Origin of the sequence: Streptococcus sp. D2 (assembly GCF_006385825.1) — a bacterium.
In the GTDB taxonomy this organism is placed as follows: Bacteria; Bacillota; Bacilli; order Lactobacillales; family Streptococcaceae; genus Streptococcus; species Streptococcus shenyangsis.
Genome location: NZ_VFSI01000003.1, coordinates 19,334 through 40,285, shown reverse-complemented (window position 1 = coordinate 40,285; position 20,952 = coordinate 19,334). Strand labels below are relative to the sequence as shown.

Sequence of the window (20,952 nt, the reverse complement as noted above, 5' to 3'; positions counted from 1 at the left end):
CTCCTTCTATTTTTTAAAAAGTTGCGCTTCTTTTCAAAAATATTCTACCATATATCTAACTTAATGCAATATATAAATGTCATTTTGTAATATTTTATTAACAAAAAACTCTCTATCATCTTACATGATAAAGAGTATTCGTTCTTTTTTCTACTTAGCTTAGCTCCTCTTCAAAGTAAAGAAGTCTAGGTCACAAATCCTTTTGATAATAATATCTTTGCCCAATGTAGGGATAGTCTTGTAAGGTAAAGACTTCCTTGTAGCCATGCCTTTTATAAAAATCTGGAGCTTGAAACTGATAGGTATTGACAAAAGCAAAACGACAGTTTCGATTCTTAGCTTCAGTTTCTGCTTGCTGCAATAGTTTTGAACCGATTCCTTGCCCTCGCAGTTCCTCTTTTACAAATAAATACTCGATTTCTAGCCAATTTCCAAAAGTCTCGGCTATCAAACCTGCCAGAAGATTACCCTTTTCATCTTCGACATAAAGATTAAGTGGCTCACTTTCAGCCTCTTCTCTTTTTGAACGGTTATAAGCACGAATCAGATTCCCTATTTCTTGTGATTTATGAGATTCCTTATTATCCAATCTAAAGTACATCTAAACCTCCTTAAACACTGTTACAGCTTGATTATAGTCCTATTTCAATAGACTGTCAAACTAACAAAAACTCACCAACCTGAGTTGATGAATTTAAAATCTATTTTCTAAATTTCCACTGGCTATAAATCCCAAAACCGATAATCCAGATAGCTGATCCGATTGCTCCGACAAATGTAGACTCTTGTAAAAAGAGGGTTACAAAGACAAAGGCAAAGAAGAGCATGGTTAGAGGATTTAGGAAACGATAGTGGGGCATGAGATAGCCATCTGCCATAAAGTCTGGTGACTTGCGGTATTTAAGGTGGGCCACCATGATTAAGATATAAATGGCAATATAGACACCAGACGACGATGCCGTAATCAAGGCAAAGGCATCCGAAACACCTGGCAAGACATTGATAAAGGCTGCTAGGGCAATCAGAACCGCTGAAGCGATGATAGCATTTTGTGGCACATTGTGTCTAGAGAGAGTATCTGCCTTAATTGCTTTTAGGAAGCGATTTGGCGAATCATGGGCAATCTGGTACAAATGACGTCCTGTTGAATAAAGGGTTGAGTTAAGAGCAGATGCTGCTGAGGTCAAAACAACGAAGTTAATCAAGGCTGCTGCCCATTTGATACCTGCCAATTCAAATACTGTAACAAAAGGAGAATCAGCCGATGCAAGTTCACGCCATGGAATGATAGCCATGATGGCTAAGAGGGCACCACCATAGAAAAAGACGATTCGCAAAGGAATTTCCTTAACGGCTTTTGGCAAAACTTGACGTGGATTTTTTGTTTCTGAAGTTGTTACGTCGATAAACTCAATCATGAGGTAGGCAAAGAAAACCATCTGGAAGGCCATGACAAAGTTGACTCCACCATTTGGGAAGAGGGAGAAATTGTCAGCAATATTAGCTAAACTTGCTACTCCATGAGGCGTCTTAAAGCCTGTCAAGACCATAAAGACTCCTGTGGCGATCATGGCTAAAATAGCCACAATCTTGACCATAGCAAACCAAAATTCAACTTCCCCAAAGAGCTTCACCGCAATCAAATTGACCAAGGCTAGAATGGTCAAAAATCCAATCTCAATCATCCAACTTGGCCAGCTAGGGAACCAGAACTGAACATAGTGAGCGATAGCTGTGATTTCCGCCATACCGATAAAGACAACGGATAGCCAGTAAGACCAGACTGAAAAATATCCCCAGCCCTTACCCAAATGGCGTGTGATAAAGTTGATAAAGGTGTGTTGCTCAGGGTCTTGGTAGAGCATTTCCCCAACCGCACGCATCATGAGGAACATAAAAGCCCCAGTAATCATATAAATCAGTACAATGGAAGGACCTGTTAGGCTGATAGAGCGACCTGCTCCCAAAAAGAGCCCTGTTCCGATTGTTCCAGCAATGGCCATAACCTGCACGTGACGATTAGTCAGACCACGCTCCATCTTATTTTTTTTCTTCTTTGAACTCATAACGTCTCCAATTCAATTTAAAATGGAAAAAGGAGTGAGTGAAGCGCACTGCCTCCCCACTCCTTCTTTTCTGTTTTTAGGCTGTTTTTTCAACCTTCAAGATTTTTACATCATAGCTACCAACAGGTGTTTCAATGGTTGCTGTGTCACCTGTTTTCTTGCCAATCAAGGCTTGTCCAATTGGGCTTTCATTTGAAACCTTACCTGCAAAGGCATCCGCACCAGCTGAACCTACGATAATATAAACTTCTTCTTCGTCCTCACCAATTTCTTGGATAGTAACTGTTTTACCAATCGCTACTTCATCTTGAGCAACTGAGTCACTATTGACGATTTCAGCATAACGGATTTTTGTTTCCAAGCTAGAGATTTGTCCTTCGACAAAGGCTTGTTCATCCTTAGCTGCTTCGTATTCACTGTTTTCAGAAAGGTCACCGTATGAACGGGCAATCTTAATGCGTTCTACCACTTCTGGACGGCGGACCAATTTCAATTCTTCTAATTCTTTTTCAAGTTTTTCCTTTTCCGCAAGGGTCATAGGATATGTTTTTTCTGCCATTTTTCTCAACTTTCTTCTAATGATATTCTCTAAAGAAAATTATGTGAATCATCACATAATTTTAGTTTGTTTGGTTTAATTTACTGTTGACATGTTCAGCGACATTACGATCATGCTCCTCCTGAGTAGCAGCATAATAGACCTTGCCATCTGTAACATTAGCTACAAAGTATAGGTTATCACTCTTAGTTTGATTAATACTTGCCTCAATGGCATCCAAACTTGGACTATCTACTGGACCTGGCATTAAACCAGCTTTCGTATAAACATTATACGGTGAATTAATTGTCGTATCAATTCCAGCATCATCAGCAAGACTAATCTTCTGACCAAGTTTTCCTTGGGCATACAAGATGGCAATATTGCTTTGAAGTGGCATACCAAGATTCAAGCGATTGTAGAATACACCTGCAATCAACTTACGATCTTCAGTCTTAGCACCTTCTTTTTCGACTAGTGAAGCTATCGTTAACAATTCATTAACTGTCAAATTTTTAGACTTGATCGCACTATAATGAGGTGCCAAAGTCTTATCCATAGTTGCCAGCATCTCATCAATCAAGCTTTCAATCGTTGTACTTTCTTTGATAGAGTAGGTCGCTGGGAAGAGGAAACCTTCTAAACGATAACGAACGCCACTTTCTTTCGTTGGCAAGCTTTCAAGTAGACTAGGATATTTGGCAACTTCTTGGCTGATAAAGCTATCATCTTGAACTTTTGCTAGGAAAGCATCCGCGGTCAAAGGCTCTTTGAAGTCACCTTGCAATTGACCTACCGCTTGTGCCATTTGATCAATCGTATAACCTTCTGGAATTGTCAACGTCGCAAGCGCAGGTTCTTGAGCTTCAGCTGTTCCACCCTTTTGTAATTCATGGATGATATCTTCTGTACTCATACTCTTTTGCAAACTGTAATAGCCAGACTTCAAATCTGAATAATTTTTATATTTCGCATAGAAAGCAAAAATCACTCCGTGTTTAATCAAACCAGACTTTTCAAGAGTTGAACCAATTGTTTGAACATTAGCTCCTTCTGGGATTTGCACTGTCACATATTGTTTAGATGAAGCATCCACAGGCTGTAAAGATGACTGAACATACTGATAACCAAAGTAACCACCTGCTGAAATCAAACCTAGGAAAATCAGCAGAGAAATGAAGAAAGCTTTGAATCCTGATTTTTTCTTCTTAGTAGGCTGAACTGTCTCTCGACGGCTACGACGTGGAGTTGCAGACATTTCTTCTACAGCTTTCTTTTCCACTACTGGTTTTGAAATAGGAACTTCTCTTTTTACCTCTCTCTGACCTTCTGTCTTATAAGAAACAGCTACCCTTGTTGGGATTTCATTAAATTCCTTCTCTACGTTTCTAGGACTAACAGGTCCTGGAGTTGGTCTTGATACTCCTTCCGCTGATGGAGTAGAAGGTCCTTCTTGACTCGGGTGACTAGGAGTAAGTGAAGCTTGTCTTGCAGCCTCTTCTGCTGGAGAAGAAGGAACATCTTGACTTGGATGGCTTGGAACAGTAAGAGTTTCTCTTTTTATCTCATCTGATGGAGAAGCTGGTAAATCTTGGCTGGGGTGAGTCGGCACGGTAGGAGCGTTTCTCATAATATCCTCTACAGCTGATAGAGAATCTTCCATCAAATCTTCTATTGACTGATCATTTTTAGAAGAAAGTTGGGGTTTTATTGAAGCTAAATTAACTTCTTCCTGATCTTCTTCATGTTTTTTAACTCGTTCTAAATCACGTAAAATCTGCTCTTTAAAGCTTAATTTTTCGTCTTCTCTTGATTTTTCACTCAAAAGTTTTTCCTCCTCGTTGACAATCCATAATATTATATCTTAAAAACGAAAGAAAAGCAACCTAGCATGCTTTTCTAGCTTATTTTTTAGCTTTCCAGACCATATCATACCAGGTTTCCCCTGCAAAGGTTGACTGGGACAAGCCTTCGTTGACAAATCCATGCTTTTCGTAGTAAGCGATGAGATAGTCATGACAGGTTAGGTTAATACCTTCTCTTTCGTGTTCAAGAGCCAACTCTTTCAAGGCTGTTAGTAATTTCTTACCAAGTCCAAGTCCCTGTGCCTCCTTGGCAATAGACAGACAGGTCACAGAGATATAGCCACCAGGCTCATGACTATGATCTTCTATCTCTTCTGTAAAAGAGTGATCTTGCAGATGGCGTTGGAGGCCAACTGGTCCTTCTATATACCCAATAATCTTACCCTCTTTTTCTGCAACCAGAAACGAGGTCTGAATTTCTCGCAAATGCGCCTCAAAAACAGAGCGAGGAATGGCTTCTTCAATCGAGAAATTTTCTAGTTCAATCTCAACGATACGATCCAAATCTTCTAATCTTGCTTTCCTAATTTCCATTGTGCCTCCTAAAAAAAGAGATTAAACCAAATCATACTAAACCCCTGGTTAGTTGCATAAAGCGAGGTTTCTTCATCAATAAAACCGTTCATTTCAAAATAGGAAAGCAACTCTTCCGGACTCTTCAAACGAATAGCTTTGTAATCCAGCTCAACTGCCACATCTTTCAAAGCCGCAAGAAGAAGCGTTCCCAATCCCTGTCTCTGATGGTCAGCCTTGATGACTAAAGAACGAATTTCTAGACATTGCGGATTGTGGGGATGAGGACTTCCTAGAACATAGCCCAGAAGTTGATTTTCATCCCCAGCTAGAAGAAAGGTATCCGCAGACTTACGGATACTTTCTTCTAAGATATGGGAAGGTTGCTGCTTTTCAGCTGGAAAAGACGAGGCCTGAAGTGCCTCTATCTCAGTCAAATCAGACTTACTTACCTGAACAATCTTAATTGGAATCTCCATGAGAACATCCTATTGAACATTACTTGTCAAGTTAGACAAGAGACGCTCAAATGAATATTCATAGGTTTGGATATCTCCTGCACCCATAAAGACATAAACAGCATTGTCGTGGTCTAGGAGTGGAGAAACATTTTCAACAGTGATCACTTGGTGTTTCTTGTTGATTTTATTAGCTAGGTCTTCTACCTTAACGTCACCATGGTCTACTTCACGCGCAGATCCATAAATTTGCGCTAGGTAAACCGCATCTGCTTGGTTCAAAGCGTGGGCAAAGTCATCCAACAAGGCAATGGTTCTTGTAAAAGTATGAGGTTGGAAGACTGCTACAATTTCCTTACTTGGGTATTTCTGACGAGCCGCATCCAAGGTCGCAATAATTTCTGTTGGATGGTGGGCAAAGTCATCGATAATAACTGTATCATTGACAATTTTCTCAGTGAAACGACGTTTAACACCGGCAAATGTTTTCAAGTGTTCACGCACCAAGTTCAAATCAAATCCTGCTGTGTAAAGAAGACCAATAACGGCAGTCGCATTCATGATATTGTGACGACCAAAGGTTGGGATATGGAATTGACCCAATTCTTGTCCACGGAAGTGAACTGTGAAGGTTGAACCAGTTGTTGAACGAAGAAGATCGCTAGCTACAAAATCATTGCCTTCAGCTTCAAAACCATAATAATAAATCGGAGCATTGGCTGTAATTTTACGCAATTCTGCATCTTCACCATAGACAAAAAGACCCTTGGTAATTTGTTTGGCATAGTCATTAAAGGCATTGAAAACATCCTCTAGACTTGTGAAATAGTCTGGATGGTCAAAGTCAATGTTGGTGATAATAGAGTATTCTGGATGGTAAGGCATGAAGTGACGCTCATATTCGTCAGATTCAAAGACAAAATATTTGGCATTGACCGAACCACGACCTGTTCCATCTCCAATCAAGAAGCTGGTGTCTGTGATGTGAGACAAGACGTGAGATAACATACCTGTCGTTGAAGTTTTTCCATGTGCTCCTGCTACCCCCATACTAACAAAGTCACGCATAAAGCTACCAAGGAACTCATGATAACGTTTGTAACTGATGCCATTTTGGTCTGCATAGGCAATTTCGACGTTGTTATCTGGACGGAAGGCATTTCCAGCGATAATTTCCATATCACCGTCTAGATTCTTTTCATCAAAAGGAAGAATGGTAATTCCTGCCTGCTCAAGACCACGTTGAGTAAAGTAGTACTTTTCAACATCTGATCCCTGTACCTTATGACCCATTTGGTGCAACATCAAGGCCAAGGCACTCATCCCTGATCCCTTAATTCCGATAAAATGATATGTCTTTGACATGTTTCCTCCCCTATTCTGTAATTCTGGTCAGATTCAACTCTTGGGCAACCCGACGTTCTTGTTCTGTTTGTTTACTTTTTTTATTGTAGATTTGGCTCTTCTTTAGAAAATCATAGTTGTTTTTCTTTGGGCCTGAAGTTTCTTTTGTCTCAGCTTGAGTCGAAATATTGCTAACTTCTTCTGCCAAGATGTAATGAGACTGGGTCATTTTTTGACTATATTTGACAAATTCACCAGGATTTTCCTTTTGGAAAGGCGCGGTAGGTTGGTTGCCCTTTCTAACTAGACTTGACTGAGAATGGCGTCTTGTAGGAGTGATGTCCTTAGTCAGATAACTTGCCGAGCGTTTCTTTTTCAAATCCGCACGCGCTTCTTCACGCGCCACCTCCGCATAGCTCTTTCCTTCTTTTTTTACCCCTAAAGGAGCCTTTTTAGTTTTCTCTACTTGCTTTTCAATCGGTTTGACTGGTGTTTCTTCAGCAATAGGAGCCCATTCTAAATAATTTTTATCTCGATACTCACCCTTGATATTACTGATCAGATCAGACTCATCATAGAGATTCATGACTGGCATTTCAGTCAACATGACCTCGTCATCTGACACCAATGGAAATCGTTCTTGTTTCATTTTCTATTTCCTTTCAACACTTCATTATAGCGTATTGTCTTGATTTTTCAAGTGCTGACTTCAGAAATTCCCAAAATTTCTCTAATTTCTGCTAGGGTCAGACTGCCACGTGACTCTGTTCCGTCCAATACTTGTGACACCAAATGTTTCTTTTGTTCTTGTAGTTCCTGGATTTTTTCTTCAATGGTTCCCTTGGTTACCAAGCGATAGACCTCAACCATTTCCTCTTGTCCCATCCGATGGGCACGGCCAATAGCCTGCGCTTCCACCGCAGGATTCCACCAAAGGTCAACCAAAATAACCGTATCAGCACCTGTCAGATTCAGACCGACACCACCAGCCTTGAGGGAAATCAGAAAGGCATCTCTTTCCCCTTGGTTAAAGGCCTTGGTCATATCTTGTCTTTCCTTGGCTGGGGTCGAACCTGTAATTTTAAAGGAAGTCAAGCCCAAGTCTGGCAGTTCTTGTTCAATTTTTTCCAACATTCCCTTGAACTGAGAGAAAATCAAGACACGGTGTCCACCGTCTGCCACCTGTACCAGCAGGTCTCGGAGACTATCCAGTTTGCCACTGGCTCCCTGATAATCTTCCATAAAGAGGGCAGGAGTGTCACAGATTTGGCGCAAGCGCATCAGACCAGACAAAATTTCCACTCGACTACGCTGAAATTCCTGATCTGACACCTGAGCCAAACGGTCTCGCATCTGTTGCAACTGGGCTAGGTAGATAGCCTTTTGCTGGTCTTCCAGTTCATTTTTATAAACCACTTCAATCAAGTCTGGCAATTCAGTCAGAACTTCTTCTTTCTTGCGCCGCATCACGAAAGGTTTGATAAACTGAGCCACGCGCTCAGCTGGCAATTTCATAAATTCTTTCTTGCTTGGCAAAAGTCCTGGCATGACGATTTGGAAAATAGACCACAGCTCACCTAGATGGTTTTCAATTGGAGTCCCTGACAAGGCAAAGATCGACGGCACTACAAACTGTCTCAAGGTCTGGGCAATCTTGGTCTGGGCATTTTTCATAACCTGAGCCTCATCTAAGAAAAGGAAGTCAAAGGCCATCCCCTGATAAAGCTCACTGTCCTGACGGAAAGTAGCATAACTCGTCACATAGATTTGATGGCTCTCAGCAAGAATCTCTTCACGACTAGCTTTCAAACCATGAACAACAGCTACATCCAACTGTGGAGCAAATTTCTGAAACTCATCTGCCCAGTTGTAAATCAAACCTGACGGTGCTAAAATCAAAACCCGACTTTCTTTTGTCACTTGACTGGTCAAAAAAGCAATGGTCTGAAGGGTTTTACCAAGTCCCATATCATCAGCCAAAATCCCACCAAAACCATAATGATGGAGCATCTGCAGCCAGCCGATTCCCTTTTCCTGATAATCACGCAGGTCAGCCTTAACCTGAGTTGCCTGTCGAGGAAAATCTTCTGGATGCGTCAAATCGTGGGCCAGATTCTGGAATTCTTGTGAAAAAGAAACACGGTCACGCCCTTCAAAAAGATGAGCTAAACTATAAGCCAAAGATTTTCGAGCCTGCAAGGACCCATCTTTTAATTCAAATTGCCCCAGTTCCTGTAGATTTTGGCGAATTTTCTTGGTTTCTTCATCAAAAAAGTAAACTTGATTGGACGAATCAATATAAAAATCCTTGTTGGCAACCAAGGCCTGCATGGCTTGGTCAATTTCCTCTTGGGCAATATCTTGAAAATCAAACTGGATTTCCAAGAGACCTCCCTTGGAAGCAATCTGCACTTGGGGACTCGCTAGACTATAAAGTTCTTCGAGCTTATCTGATAGGTCAACATTCCCGAGTTTTTCAAAGGTTGGAATGATTTCGTAGAAGAAATGATAGATATACTCCGCTTTTAGGGCCTGTCGCCAAGATTGAAAATCTGCTTCAAAGCCAGCTACCAAACAGGCTTGGAAAACTCTTTCTTCTAATTCAGCATCACTCGAAAATGGCAATTCTTCTAGCTCTTGTCGGCTAGATACCTGTCTATCCCCATAATCAAACTGAATTTCTAAACGAATCCGATTATCCTCTTCCCTGTCAAAGTAAAAAGAGGGTGCAAAGGATTTAATTTGTAAACGTTCTGGAGCTGAAACGGTCCCCATCTGGCTAAAAAGAGTTAAACAAGAAGCCAACTTATCGCGGTCACTGCTATCAAATTGCAGGTATTTCTTTCCATGCTGATCCAAGGGCAACGCTTTAATTTCCTTGAGAAGACGCATCTGCTGGTCTGTTAGAAAATAAACCTGTCCTTTATGGAAAAGCACAGCTCCCTGATAAAAGACATTGACCCTTGGACTCTCACTGATTTCCATTTCAAAATAATCCGAGTATGCTGTTACTGTAAAGGCAAATAGATTAGCATTCGCATGCAAATCCTGAAAGAGCAGGGTTTGGTAACTATCCACTTGATGGTCAAATTGAAAATGGGGCAAGGCCATCAGTAAATTCACACCCTGCTCAAAAAAGGTCAGAGGAAAAAAGAGGTGCCGACCTTGGTTTTGGAAAAAGAGATCTGAAGCCTGTCCTTCCTCCATTAGTCCGCGCAAGAAAGTCAGAAGCTCTTGACTTGCCTCATCAAAGGATTCCCAAGACAGAGACTCCTCATAGGTTTTCCCAATCATATAAGGTTTTCTCTTCTCAACAACTTTTAAAAAGAGTGGGATATCCCGAATGACATAGTATTTTTGACTATTGGTTTGCCCGATTCTCAGGGTCCACAAGATATGATTGCTCCCTGCTTCCACTTGTCCTACAGCCGACAATTCATAGGCGCGTTCTGCTTTTGGAGACAAGATTCGGTCCAAAAAATTACCACCCAAGGTCACCTTGGTTTCAACGGCCTCTTTTTCTTCATGACCTTCTTCCAGACTCTGCAAGATTTCTTGACCACGCTCATCATTTTTCAGAAAATGCTCCAGAGCTGCCAAATGCACGCAGTAGCCCCTCTTTTGGAAAAAATCGCAGGCACAAAAAACCAAATCATCCTCTAAACTATAGCGCAGTTCTTCTTCTGCAACGCGAGCGTAGAGCCGATTGTTCTTTTCCTTGATAATGTCAACCTTACCAGTTTCATAAAGGGCAACGCCTTCGATACGGACTTTCCCTGGAATCAATTTAGCCATATTTTTACCTTTACCTTATCTTTTTATTATACCATATTTTCCCCTATGAAAATAGCCTTCTAGGAAGACTTTTCTCCTAGAAGGCTGGATTTTTAAAGTTTGGCAAAAGTCGTCACAATTCGCTGACACACTTCTTGCAGCAGAGATTTAGGCATAGCTACATTGAGGCGGGCATGGAGACTTCCTTCCTCCCCAAAATCCAAACCACGGTTGAGGATAACCTTGGCTTCATTTCTCAACAGCTCTTGCAATGTTTCATCAGTCAGATCATAGGCTGAAAAATCAAGCCAAATCAAGTAGGTTCCTTGCGGCTTCATGACCTTAATTTTAGTCTCTTTTCCAAATAAATCCACTACATAATTTATGTGGTTTTCAAAGACTTGCTTGAGTTCCTCTAACCAATCCTTCCCATAGCGATAAGCAGCTTCTGTCGCCAAATAGCCCAAACCTGAAATTTCATGCTGGTTATTGGCCAACTGGCGTTTCTGGTAGGCCAGTCTCAACTTAGGATTTTCAATAACGGCATAGGAATTTTTTGTCCCAGCAATATTAAAAGTTTTAGTGGCACTGCTCAAGACGATTGCAAATTCTTTAAAGGCAGGATTGATGGTATTGAAAGACTGATGTTTGTGACCAAAGAGGGTCAAATCTTGGTGAATCTCATCCGAAACCAATAAAACACCGTGTTTTTGGCAGAGTTGGCCAATCTTATCCAACACTTCTTTTTCCCAAACACGTCCACCAGGATTGTGAGGGTTGCAAAGAATATAGAGTTTGACATCCTCTTCCACCAAATCCTTCTCAAGTTGGTCAAAGTCGATCTCAAACAGACCATCCTTTTCCACCAAAGAATTGGTAATCAATCTGCGATTATTCAACTTGACACTGCGAGCAAATGGTGGGTAGACAGGTGTGTTAATCAGAACCGCCTCGCCTTCTTTTGTAAAGGCTTGAATAGCTGTTGAGATGGCTGGAACTACACCCTCGATAAAGACAAGATCCTCTTTGTCAAAGTGGTAACCGTGCTGTGTGGCTTCCCACTTTTGAACTTCCTTAATTAACTCTTCACTGGCATAAGTATAACCATAAACCAGTTGATCAGCGTAAGTTTGCACGGCTTGGCGGATTTCAGGCAAGACCACAAAGTCCATATCCGCTATCCAAGCTGGTAAGACTTCGCTATCCGTTTCTGCCTCTTTCCATTTATAGGTATGGTGTCCTAAACGATTGGGCAGGCTTGTAAAATCATATTTTCCCATCTTCGTCTTATCCTTCCAAGGCTTGGCGCAAATCTGCAATCAAATCCCTAGCATCTTCAATTCCAATTGACAAGCGCAAGAGGTCGTCTGTCAAACCATAAGAATGGCGCACTTCTGCTGGAATATCAGCATGAGTTTGTGTCGTTGGGTAAGTAATGAGACTTTCCACCCCACCCAAACTTTCCGCAAAAGAGAAGACCTTGAGGCTGTTCAAAATATGAGGAATGCGTTTTTCATCTGCTACTTTAAAGGAAATCATCCCTCCACGCCCAGTGTAGAGAACTTCCTTAACCGCTGGAGAATCCTTCAAAAAGGCAACCACTTCTTGAGCGTTAGCTGTTGAGCGCTCCATACGAAGAGACAAGGTCTTGAGACCACGAATCAATTGATAACTGTCAAATGGAGACAAAACTGCCCCTGTCGTATTGAGATTGTAAAAGAGCTTCTCGTATAGTTCTAAACTATTGGTCACAACCACTCCAGCCAAGACATCATTGTGACCTGCTAGATACTTGGTTGCTGAATGAAGAACGATATCCGCTCCATCTTCAATTGGACGTTGGTAGATAGGGCTGTAGAAGGTATTGTCTACCACCACTTTGGCACCCTTAGCATGAGCCAATTTTGCCAGTTTTTCGATGTCAAATTCCAACATTAAAGGATTGGTTGGCGTTTCGATATAGAGAACGTCAACATCCTTTTCCAACTCAGCAATCAATTCTTCTTCTATATTGGCATAGGTAAAATGGAAACGGCCTTCCTGTTCCACTTGATTAAACCAGCGGAAAGAACCACCATAAAGGTCACGGACAGCCAAGACTTTACTTCCTACTGGAAAGACGCTAAAGGCCAGTACAATAGCTGACATCCCTGAGCTAGTAGCTAGGGCATAATCTGCTGACTCAATAGCTGCCAAGACTTCCTCAGCCTTACTACGAGTTGGGTTTTTAGTACGCGTATAGTCAAACCCAGTAGATCGACCAAACTCTGGATGCTGATAGGTCGTTGAAAAATGAAGCGGTGTCACCAATGCACCTGTCGCTTCATCTGACTTAATACCCGCCTGGGCCAAAATTGTGTTAATGTGTAATTCCTTGCTCATACAATTCCTCCAAATCTATAGTAACTATTGTACCACTTATTTTCATCAACTCATTTTCTTCTTTTCAAGAGCTAGTTATAGTTTCAAACTATATAAAAAACGACAGTTTCCTTCGAAACCATCGTTTTTCTTGAAAAATTCTTATTTGACATGTTTTGCCAATTCTTCTTGGGCTTTTTTATTAGATTCTTCTTTTTCTTTCAACCATTTTTCTTTGGCTTTTTCATATTCATCTTTTGTGACTGTTTTATCTTGTACTTTGAGGTATTTATATGATTCGATACCTTTATTACCAGCTAATGAATATGGTTCTGAGAAAGGAACTGTTTTTCTCAATACTGGTGTTCCACCCTTAGAAACATTCGGGATCGCTAAAGCGCTATCTACCAACCATGCTTGGATCTCAGCATACTTTTCATAGCGTTTTGCAAGATCTTGCTCCTTATTGGCTTCTTCCAGCATTTGAGTGTAGATATCCAGTCCAACAGCTTTAGCCTTATCATTAGATTCACCAGGCTCTATACCCAGATTTTGCAACACTCCACCGCTCTTCACATTGAAAATATCAAGATAAGTTGATGGATCTTGATAGTCAGATCCCCAACCACCATTGTAAAGATCATAATCTTTCTGAGCAGCAGTCTGAGCCAGATAGCTTGTACTATCATAGTCTTCAGTGGAGAGTTGTTGAATATCAATTACAACATTATCTGCACCTAAGGCTGCTTCAATAGATTGTTTCATAGAATTTGCCTCTTGGACACCCTTTTTAGCAGCTTGGTCAACTGTCATGTCCAAGTGGATAGGGAATTGAACTCCTTTAGCTTGGAGTTCTTTCTTAGCCTCTGCAAATTTAGCCTTGGCTTTTTCAGCATTGTAGTATGGATCTTGGGCATCCGCAAAGTTGATTCCTTGCCATTCCTTACCATAATTCACCATCTTAGAGGCTACTACTTCACCAAAGTCTTTTCCGTTAATACTTACAAATGTTGGTGGGACTACTAGGTTACGCAAAATCTTAGTTGCACCATCTTCTCCTTGAGATTGAGCGCCATAAGCTGTACGATCATAGGCAAAATTAATAGCTTGACGGAAGTTTTTATTAAGAACCGCTTCCTGAGTCGATTTCTTTTCAGCATCACTTGTTTTTGAAGTAAATTGATAAGATTTTCTATCAAGGTTAAAGTTTAAGAAGTAAGAAGTAGCATCTTGTAAACTATAAATGATATTGTCCTTATTCTTTTCTTTAATTCCTTCAAAACTTGAACTATTTGGATAAAGACGAGCGTAGCTATAAGCACCTTCCACAAAGTTACGAGCCAGTGCATCTTGGTCACTACCATCATAATAGGCCAATTTCACATCATCTACAAAGACATTTTTAGCATCCCAGTAGTTAGGATTTTTCTTGAATTCGATGACAGATTTTGAAACAAAGGATTTCATCAAGAAAGGTCCATTGTACAAAATACTTGAAGGATCAACTGTTCCAAAATCATCTCCTTTTGATTTCAAGAACTCCGCATTAACAGGGAATAGAATCGTTGAAGTTGTTTTTGAGTTCCAGTAAGGTTCTGGTCGAGTCAAAGTATATTGAACTGTCTGGTCATCAAGAGCCTTAACTCCAACAGTTGAAAAGTCGCTTGTTTTACCAGTGATATAGTCATCTAAACCAGCAACGGATTCTTGCACTAAGTACAAGGCTTCTGATTTTTTATCAGCCGCATATTTCAAACCTGTCACAAAATCTTGGGCAGTTACAGGAGCATATTCTTCCCCATCTGCAGTATACCATTTAGCATCTTTACGCAGTTTATAGGTATAGGTCAAACCATCCTTGGATACACTCCAATCCTCTGCCAAGGATGGGATATAGTTCCCATACTGGTCATTTTCCATGAGCCCATCTACCAGATTAACCACGATATCATTGGTAGTGGCACGGTTTTCTGCTAGATAGTTCAAACTAGACGGATCACTGGTATAAACATAGCTATATGTTTTTGACCCTGTACTTGAATTTCCACACGCACTTAATAAAATACCTGCACTTAAAACGATACCTGCAAGTGTTGCATACTTGGCCTTAGACTTTTTCATCTCTAGAACCTCCTGATTTAAATATTTGTCTTATTATACAACTCATGTTTTATTTAGTCAATAGTTTTTTAAGTAAAATTTAAGAAAAATAAAATTACCATCTACAAAATTTAGTTATTATTCTATAAATTAATAAAAAAGGGATAATTTGAACATTTCATGATAGAAACGTTCAAATTATCCCTTTTATTTATAAATATTTTTTAAGTTAACTTTAATTTGATTCGTAAGCGATCTGCTTGGGTTTTTCCAATCACCTTATCCAACAAATGGGTACGAAGACTCATGACTCCGTAAACTCCTCCACCCATGGCACCGACAAGGGCTACATAAAGAAAACTCCACAAACGTCCACTTGGTTGGAAGACAAATCCTAAAATCCACTGCAATATCCCAACTACTAGGAACATGAAAAGAGTTAACAAACTGATTAAAATGGTTCGTTTCAAAATCACCTTGCGCTTAACACCAGTTACCTTGCAAATGTCCCGATACATCAAAATATTAGGAATGATTAGACCAATTGTTGTAGAAATCAAAGGCCCGTAACTGTGAAAGAGAGCGATGGTAGGTATTTGCAAGACTAGCTTGGCAATAGAACCATAGATAAAATAGAGAACTGCCTTGCGGTTGCGGAACATGGCTTGAAGCATTGGAGACAAGACCATGTACAAGCCTAAAATAGTAGACTGCAAAACTGCAAATACAAACAATCCCATAGCCAAACTATCTGGCTTGCCATAGAAGACAGTATAGAGAGGTTCTCCTACCATGACCACTCCAACCGTTGCTGGTAGCAAGAATAGGAAAAGCATGGTAATGCTGTCCTGAACTAGACGAGAAGCTGCCTTCAAGTCTCCCTTGACATAGTTTTCAGTCAAAAGTGGCAAACCGACACTCCCAATCGAAACCCCAACAGAAATCAAAATCATAGTGATTTTATTAGGATTGGCTGAGAAATAAGAAAACATGACAACCAAATCTTCATTACTATAGTTGCTAAACCAGCTCATACTATTGATAAAGGTCATCTGGTCCAAAATCTGGAAAAGCTGGATAGCAGACCCTGTAAGGATAAAAGGAATGGCTTCCTTAATGGTGTCGACCAAAAGACGCTTGCTGTTTATCTTGTCTCCTGTTTCAAGAACTCTTTTAAGTAAACCTTCTTTGGCAAGGAAATAGATCAAAACTGCAAAACTAGCTACCATGCCGACAAAGGCAGCAAAGGTGGATTGGGTAACCGCTGCTAGATAATCTCCTGAGCCAATTTTCATAATGATAAAGGTAGCTAAGAGCATCCAGATAACACGAATGACCTGCTCAGCGATTTGGCTCATAGCATAAGGTTTCAGGTTATTCATCCCTTGGAAGAAACCTCGGATCACACTCATAGATGGGAAAATCAATACTGCCCAAGCCAAGCTCTGCATGATTGGGATTAAGTCTTTGCCCACGCCAGATAAGTCTGCTAGCCAAGGAGCAAAGACATACAAGACTAAGGCAAAAACCAGACCTAGCCCAGTCATAAAGCCCAAAAAGCTCCGAATCAGGGCAAAGCTATGCTCTTCTTCTCGCATGGTATTGTACTTGGCCACTTGCTTGGCCACCGCAACTGGAATACCCGCTGTTGAAACCAGCAAGAACCAGGCATAGATATTGTAGCCCATAGTAAAGAGACCATTTGCTGTAGCCGCATAAGATCCCATCCAGATATACCAAGGGATAATATAAATGGCACCGAGTAGACGACTGATAAAGTTACTAGCCGTTAGCCAAGCAGTCCCCCGTAACATCTGGGCCTGCTGGTGATTGTTTTCGTTAGACATAGATTCCTCATTTAATTTTAATCACTAGGAAAAATTCCTCATCTTCCATTATAAACTTTTCCTTGTCACTTGTAAATTTACGACTTTCGGTTTACAATAGAAAGTATGATTAAGATTGAAACCGTATTAGATATTTTAAAGAAAGATGATCTCTTCCGTGAGATTATCGACCAAGGACATTATCACTACAACTACAGCCATGTCATATTTGACACCATCTGCTATGACAGCCGCAAGGCTAAAGAAAAGAGCCTCTTTTTCGTTAAAGGTGCTGCCTTTAAGAAGGAATTTCTGATTTCCGCCATCTCTCAAGGCCTCGGTTGGTATGTGGCTGAAAAAGACTATGAGGTTGGTATTCCTGCCATCATCGTCAGTGATATCAAGAAAGCCATGAGTTTGGTAGCTATGGAATTTTATGGCAATCCACAGAAAAAACTCAAACTCCTTGCCTTTACTGGTACTAAGGGTAAAACAACAGCAGCCTACTTCGCCTATAACATTTTATCTCAAGGGCATCGACCTGCTATGCTCTCGACCATGAATACAACTCTAGATGGCAAGACTTTCTTTAAGTCTGCATTAACAACCCCTGAGAGTATTGACCTCTTTGATATGATGAATCAAGCTGTGCAAAATGGCCGTACTCACCTCATCATGGAAGTATCCAGTCAGGCCTATCTGGTCAAACGTGTCTATGGTCTAACCTTTGATGTGGGAGTTTTCCTCAATATCAGCCCCGACCATATCGGCCCGATTGAACACCCTAGCTTTGAAGACTACTTCTACCACAAGCGTCTCTTGATGAAAAATAGCCGAGCAGTCATCATTAACAGTGACATGGACCACTTCTCTGTACTAAAAGAACAAGTCGCAGATCAAGACCATGATTTCTACGGTAGCCAGTCTGATAACCAAATCAAGAATTCCAAAGCCTTTAGCTTTTCAGCTACGGGTAAACTCGCTGGAGATTATGATATTCAACTCATTGGCCACTTTAACCAAGAAAATGCCGTTGCTGCTGGACTTGCTTGCCTCCGTCTCGGAGCTAGTCTTGAGGACATCAAAAAAGGAATCGCTACAACCCGAGTTCCTGGTCGTATGGAAGTCCTCACTCAGAAAAATGGAGCTAAGGTCTTCATCGACTACGCCCACAATGGTGATAGTCTGAAAAAACTCATCAATGTGGTTGAAACTCATCAAACTGGAAAAATTGCTCTGGTTCTGGGTTCGACAGGAAACAAGGGAGAAAGCCGTCGTAAGGACTTTGGCCTCCTCCTTAATCAACACCCTGAGATTCAAGTCTTTCTGACTGCTGATGACCCCAACTATGAAGACCCAATGGCCATTGCGGATGAAATTAGTAGCTACATCAATCATCCTGTTGAAAAGATTGCGGATCGCCAAGAAGCCATCAAGGCGGCAATGGCTATCACAAATCACGAATTAGACGCTGTGATTATTGCAGGTAAGGGAGCTGATTGCTACCAAATCGTTCAAGGCAAGAAAGAAGCCTATCCAGGAGATGCAGCCGTCGCAGAAAATTATTTATAAGATAGAAAAATCAAGGGAAATGAAACCCTTGATTTTTTCTATCTTTATTTAAAAGCGTTTTTCAAACCTTCAACGGCACCTTCTACAGCACCTTTAGCATCTTCAACTACTTCTTTTGCCTTAGCAACTGTCTTTTCTACAGCGCCTTCTGCTTCAGTCTTGCTATCCCCAGTAACTTTACCAAATCCTTCTTTGATAGCGCCTGTTGCTTGTTCCAATTTGTTTTCAAGTGACATATGATTGTCTCCTTTTGCTTTATTCCGATAAGTGTTATCGTTGCTTTAAGTATATACTTATTATGTCATCAAGTCAAACAAACTGCTCAGAGCAGAATTCTATGCTAGATAAAAACTTAGACTCTCCTTGTCAAAATCGACGACTAACTCATACTTTCCATCTTCCTTTTGCACAATATAGCCTAAGATAACTAAACTATCCACAAAGATATCACGGCGTTTCTGCATCAGTTGGTCTTTTTTGAGAAATTTTAGCAAAAAAGTCGTCATATATTTGAGAGCATACTCAGGATTAACATCTCCTAAAACGGCATAGAGTTCCTGCTGTTTTTCTGTCAAAGGATACTGATGTTTGACCTTGTAGAAATAATTGGAAAGGGTCATTTTAGTTCGCGCAAAGTCCGTCTTTTCAACTAAAATAGCTGCATTGGTTTGATTGCGCAATTCCGTCTCAAAACGCTGCTCCAACAAGGCTTGATAGATCGGGCTATCTTCGCTGACAAAAATCTCTTGATCCAGTTCGAGACTATTGAGTGATTCAAGCATAGGAAGATTGAGATAATAGCGCTTATTTTCCCTTAGAATCAAGCCAGCCTTTATATACTCTTCCATGAGTTTATCAACTGCAACATCTGGAAATTGAGCCTTAATTTCTCGCAAAATAACATCCTCATGCTGGTCCAGATAGCGGATCAATTCTCTAAAAAATGGCTGTCTCGTCAAACGAGATGGATTAAAAATCTGAATCATGAAGATTCCTTTCTTTACATTCTAACAGAGGCGATGCTGCCAACTGACTAGGACTGGTCCCAGCTTGGTTCAGAGGAACAGGAAGACCTATTTCTCTGTAATATTCCCTCCAAAAATCACTAATGACCTGCTCCCCATCTCCAAATTTCATAGGAATCGCTTCAAAAATGGGGAGGATTTCTACCATATACTGAGAACAATAAAAACCAATTCCATCTGGATAGAAAGAAGCATTGTAGGGTGCTCCCAGATGTTTGCAAGCTTTTTCCTTCACAGACTGGATATCTAATTCTGGATAGACATAAATGTCGTACAAATGATTAGACTCAAAGAAGTCTGCCGGTTCTTGACAAACCACACCAGCATGTTCACTAGCATGGTAAATCATCCCATCCAAATAAATGGCAACATGATTATAGTTACCTGTGGAAGTCTGAATTGCCTGTCCCATGTCCGACCCATCTCTCACAAAAATCAAATCTCCATTTTCTAACATGCTTCACTCCTAGAAAAAAAGGAGCCGAAACTCCTTTCGATATAATTCAAACTCTTAAGCATTGAAGCTTTCAGTCAATTGAGGTACCACTTGTTTCTTACGTGAAACAGCACCAGCAAGGAAGGCATGATTGTTTTCAAGTTTGAAGTTGAAGGCTGCTTCAACCTTATCCATATTGGCACCAAGAGCCAAGATTTCTGAGTTTGAGTTGACGATATCTGTAATCATCAAGACAAAGTCAGAATAACCATTTGCTGCGTTAGCAGCTTGCATTGCAGCTTCGATTTCTGCTTGACGCTCCAAAACTTCAGCGATATCAACTGTGTTTACTTGAGCAACACGGACATTATTTCCGTTCAATTCAAAAGTTTTAGCATCGATGTCAATCAATTCTTCAGCAGATTTGCTAGCCAAGTTGGTACCAGCTTTCAACATAGCCAAACCATATTCTTCCAAGTTCACACCAGCCAATTCAGCCAATTCAGGAGCAATCACTTTATCCGTTGGGTGTGTTGTTGGTGATTTCAAAAGAAGGGTATCTGAAATCAGACCTGAAAGCATCAAACCTGCAATCTCTTTAGGCACAGCTACACCATGTTCTTTGAACATACGGTAAACGATTGAAGACGCTGATCCAACTGGCTCCAAACGCATGTAAAGTGGGCTTGCAGTTTCAAAGTTAGCCACGCGGTGGTGGTCTACAACACCATAAACTTCTACTTCAGCGATATCTGATACAGATTGTTGGAATTCATTGTGGTCAGTCAGGATAACTTGCTCTGCGCCTTCTGCTTTAGCAGAAGTGATAACACGCGGTGCTTCCACACCAAAATAGTTCAAGACAAAGGCTGTTTCTTCATTTGGAGTTCCAAGGGCAACAGCTTCCGTATCCAAACCGTAAGCTTCTTTTGCAAGGTAGGCAAAGGCTACAGATGACCCGATGGCATCTGAGTCTGGATTTTGGTGACCAAATACTAGAATCTTAGACATGATAATACCTCATTTTGTTTATTCTCTTTATTGTAGCATTTTTTTCGCTTTTTGACAAAAGTA

At 40.8% G+C, this 20,952-nt stretch carries 17 protein-coding genes and 2 pseudogenes; 1 reads left to right on the top strand and 18 read right to left on the bottom strand.

The window, feature by feature from the left end; translation table 11 throughout:
* Positions 1–190: 190 nt before the first annotated feature.
* From FJR73_RS02305 to FJR73_RS02245, 14 genes and pseudogenes are all read right to left on the bottom strand, one after another.
* On the bottom strand, positions 191–601 hold the full coding sequence (locus FJR73_RS02305) for a GNAT family N-acetyltransferase (RefSeq protein WP_140833088.1): 411 nt from the start codon (positions 599–601) through the stop codon (positions 191–193).
* Positions 602–701: 100 nt separating this feature from the next.
* Positions 702–2,066 (bottom strand): amino acid permease, encoded by a 1,365-nt coding sequence (locus FJR73_RS02300; RefSeq protein ID WP_181146583.1) that lies wholly within the window; start codon positions 2,064–2,066, stop codon positions 702–704.
* Positions 2,067–2,142: 76 nt separating this feature from the next.
* On the bottom strand, positions 2,143–2,625 hold the full coding sequence (gene greA / locus FJR73_RS02295; protein WP_000818750.1) for a transcription elongation factor GreA: 483 nt from the start codon (positions 2,623–2,625) through the stop codon (positions 2,143–2,145).
* A gap of 61 nt (positions 2,626–2,686) precedes the next feature.
* Positions 2,687–4,024 (bottom strand): annotated as a pseudogene (gene mltG, locus FJR73_RS02290) (endolytic transglycosylase MltG); the annotation flags it as partial.
* Between the two features lie 71 nt (positions 4,025–4,095).
* A pseudogene (locus FJR73_RS10595) lies at positions 4,096–4,429 on the bottom strand (aminodeoxychorismate lyase); the annotation flags it as partial.
* A gap of 79 nt (positions 4,430–4,508) precedes the next feature.
* On the bottom strand, positions 4,509–5,003 hold the full coding sequence (locus FJR73_RS02285; protein ID WP_140833084.1) for a GNAT family N-acetyltransferase: 495 nt from the start codon (positions 5,001–5,003) through the stop codon (positions 4,509–4,511).
* A gap of 8 nt (positions 5,004–5,011) precedes the next feature.
* On the bottom strand, positions 5,012–5,461 hold the full coding sequence (locus FJR73_RS02280) for a GNAT family N-acetyltransferase (protein WP_140833082.1): 450 nt from the start codon (positions 5,459–5,461) through the stop codon (positions 5,012–5,014).
* A 9-nt stretch (positions 5,462–5,470) separates the two neighbouring features.
* Positions 5,471–6,805 (bottom strand): UDP-N-acetylmuramate--L-alanine ligase, encoded by a 1,335-nt coding sequence (gene murC, locus FJR73_RS02275; protein WP_140833080.1) that lies wholly within the window; start codon positions 6,803–6,805, stop codon positions 5,471–5,473.
* A gap of 10 nt (positions 6,806–6,815) precedes the next feature.
* Complete coding sequence (locus FJR73_RS02270) at positions 6,816–7,433, bottom strand: cystathionine gamma-synthase (protein ID WP_140833079.1); 618 nt, start codon at positions 7,431–7,433, stop codon at positions 6,816–6,818.
* A 47-nt stretch (positions 7,434–7,480) separates the two neighbouring features.
* The gene (locus tag FJR73_RS02265; protein WP_140833076.1) at positions 7,481–10,579 is read right to left on the bottom strand and encodes a DEAD/DEAH box helicase; all 3,099 of its coding nucleotides are present in this window, start codon (positions 10,577–10,579) and stop codon (positions 7,481–7,483) included.
* Between the two features lie 92 nt (positions 10,580–10,671).
* Complete coding sequence (locus FJR73_RS02260; RefSeq protein ID WP_140833074.1) at positions 10,672–11,838, bottom strand: MalY/PatB family protein; 1,167 nt, start codon at positions 11,836–11,838, stop codon at positions 10,672–10,674.
* 7 nt (positions 11,839–11,845) lie between these two features.
* Positions 11,846–12,940 (bottom strand): cystathionine gamma-synthase, encoded by a 1,095-nt coding sequence (locus FJR73_RS02255; RefSeq protein WP_140833072.1) that lies wholly within the window; start codon positions 12,938–12,940, stop codon positions 11,846–11,848.
* Positions 12,941–13,081: 141 nt separating this feature from the next.
* A complete protein-coding gene (locus tag FJR73_RS02250) occupies positions 13,082–15,040 on the bottom strand; it encodes a peptide ABC transporter substrate-binding protein (RefSeq protein WP_140833070.1) in 1,959 nt (652 codons plus the stop codon).
* 203 nt (positions 15,041–15,243) lie between these two features.
* Positions 15,244–16,866: a polysaccharide biosynthesis protein gene (locus tag FJR73_RS02245; protein WP_140833068.1), complete on the bottom strand. Its 1,623-nt coding sequence runs from the start codon at positions 16,864–16,866 to the stop codon at positions 15,244–15,246.
* A gap of 105 nt (positions 16,867–16,971) precedes the next feature.
* On the opposite strand from FJR73_RS02245, the gene FJR73_RS02240 reads away from it, so the two are divergent.
* Positions 16,972–18,417, top strand: coding sequence for a UDP-N-acetylmuramoyl-L-alanyl-D-glutamate--L-lysine ligase (locus FJR73_RS02240; protein ID WP_140833066.1), 1,446 nt, complete (start codon positions 16,972–16,974; stop codon positions 18,415–18,417).
* A gap of 44 nt (positions 18,418–18,461) precedes the next feature.
* Here FJR73_RS02240 and FJR73_RS02235 read toward each other — a convergent pair whose 3' ends face one another.
* From FJR73_RS02235 to FJR73_RS02220, 4 genes are all read right to left on the bottom strand, one after another.
* Positions 18,462–18,653, bottom strand: coding sequence for a CsbD family protein (locus FJR73_RS02235; RefSeq protein ID WP_000051184.1), 192 nt, complete (start codon positions 18,651–18,653; stop codon positions 18,462–18,464).
* A gap of 99 nt (positions 18,654–18,752) precedes the next feature.
* Positions 18,753–19,403: a DUF1803 domain-containing protein gene (locus FJR73_RS02230; protein ID WP_140833064.1), complete on the bottom strand. Its 651-nt coding sequence runs from the start codon at positions 19,401–19,403 to the stop codon at positions 18,753–18,755.
* Positions 19,387–19,899 carry a YiiX/YebB-like N1pC/P60 family cysteine hydrolase gene (locus FJR73_RS02225; RefSeq protein ID WP_140833062.1) on the bottom strand — a complete coding sequence of 171 codons (513 nt, stop codon included), beginning with the start codon at positions 19,897–19,899 and terminating at the stop codon, positions 19,387–19,389. The genes FJR73_RS02230 and FJR73_RS02225 overlap by 17 nt, the downstream gene beginning before the upstream one ends.
* A gap of 54 nt (positions 19,900–19,953) precedes the next feature.
* Positions 19,954–20,889: a manganese-dependent inorganic pyrophosphatase gene (locus FJR73_RS02220; RefSeq protein ID WP_000036049.1), complete on the bottom strand. Its 936-nt coding sequence runs from the start codon at positions 20,887–20,889 to the stop codon at positions 19,954–19,956.
* Positions 20,890–20,952 lie beyond the last annotated feature (63 nt).

Coding starts and splice junctions, on each gene's coding strand:
- murC (WP_140833080.1), bottom strand. CDS start 6,805: ATGTCAAAGACATATCATTTTATCGGAATTAAGGGATCAGGGATGAGT.
- FJR73_RS02305 (WP_140833088.1), bottom strand. CDS start 601: ATGTACTTTAGATTGGATAATAAGGAATCTCATAAATCACAAGAAATA.
- FJR73_RS02235 (WP_000051184.1), bottom strand. CDS start 18,653: ATGTCACTTGAAAACAAATTGGAACAAGCAACAGGCGCTATCAAAGAA.
- FJR73_RS02230 (WP_140833064.1), bottom strand. CDS start 19,403: ATGATTCAGATTTTTAATCCATCTCGTTTGACGAGACAGCCATTTTTT.
- FJR73_RS02220 (WP_000036049.1), bottom strand. CDS start 20,889: ATGTCTAAGATTCTAGTATTTGGTCACCAAAATCCAGACTCAGATGCC.
- FJR73_RS02245 (WP_140833068.1), bottom strand. CDS start 16,866: ATGTCTAACGAAAACAATCACCAGCAGGCCCAGATGTTACGGGGGACT.
- FJR73_RS02285 (WP_140833084.1), bottom strand. CDS start 5,003: ATGGAAATTAGGAAAGCAAGATTAGAAGATTTGGATCGTATCGTTGAG.
- FJR73_RS02225 (WP_140833062.1), bottom strand. CDS start 19,899: ATGTTAGAAAATGGAGATTTGATTTTTGTGAGAGATGGGTCGGACATG.
- FJR73_RS02265 (WP_140833076.1), bottom strand. CDS start 10,579: ATGGCTAAATTGATTCCAGGGAAAGTCCGTATCGAAGGCGTTGCCCTT.
- FJR73_RS02270 (WP_140833079.1), bottom strand. CDS start 7,433: ATGAAACAAGAACGATTTCCATTGGTGTCAGATGACGAGGTCATGTTG.
- FJR73_RS02250 (WP_140833070.1), bottom strand. CDS start 15,040: ATGAAAAAGTCTAAGGCCAAGTATGCAACACTTGCAGGTATCGTTTTA.
- FJR73_RS02280 (WP_140833082.1), bottom strand. CDS start 5,461: ATGGAGATTCCAATTAAGATTGTTCAGGTAAGTAAGTCTGATTTGACT.
- FJR73_RS02260 (WP_140833074.1), bottom strand. CDS start 11,838: ATGGGAAAATATGATTTTACAAGCCTGCCCAATCGTTTAGGACACCAT.
- FJR73_RS02300 (WP_181146583.1), bottom strand. CDS start 2,066: ATGAGTTCAAAGAAGAAAAAAAATAAGATGGAGCGTGGTCTGACTAAT.
- FJR73_RS02240 (WP_140833066.1), top strand. CDS start 16,972: ATGATTAAGATTGAAACCGTATTAGATATTTTAAAGAAAGATGATCTC.
- greA (WP_000818750.1), bottom strand. CDS start 2,625: ATGGCAGAAAAAACATATCCTATGACCCTTGCGGAAAAGGAAAAACTT.
- FJR73_RS02255 (WP_140833072.1), bottom strand. CDS start 12,940: ATGAGCAAGGAATTACACATTAACACAATTTTGGCCCAGGCGGGTATT.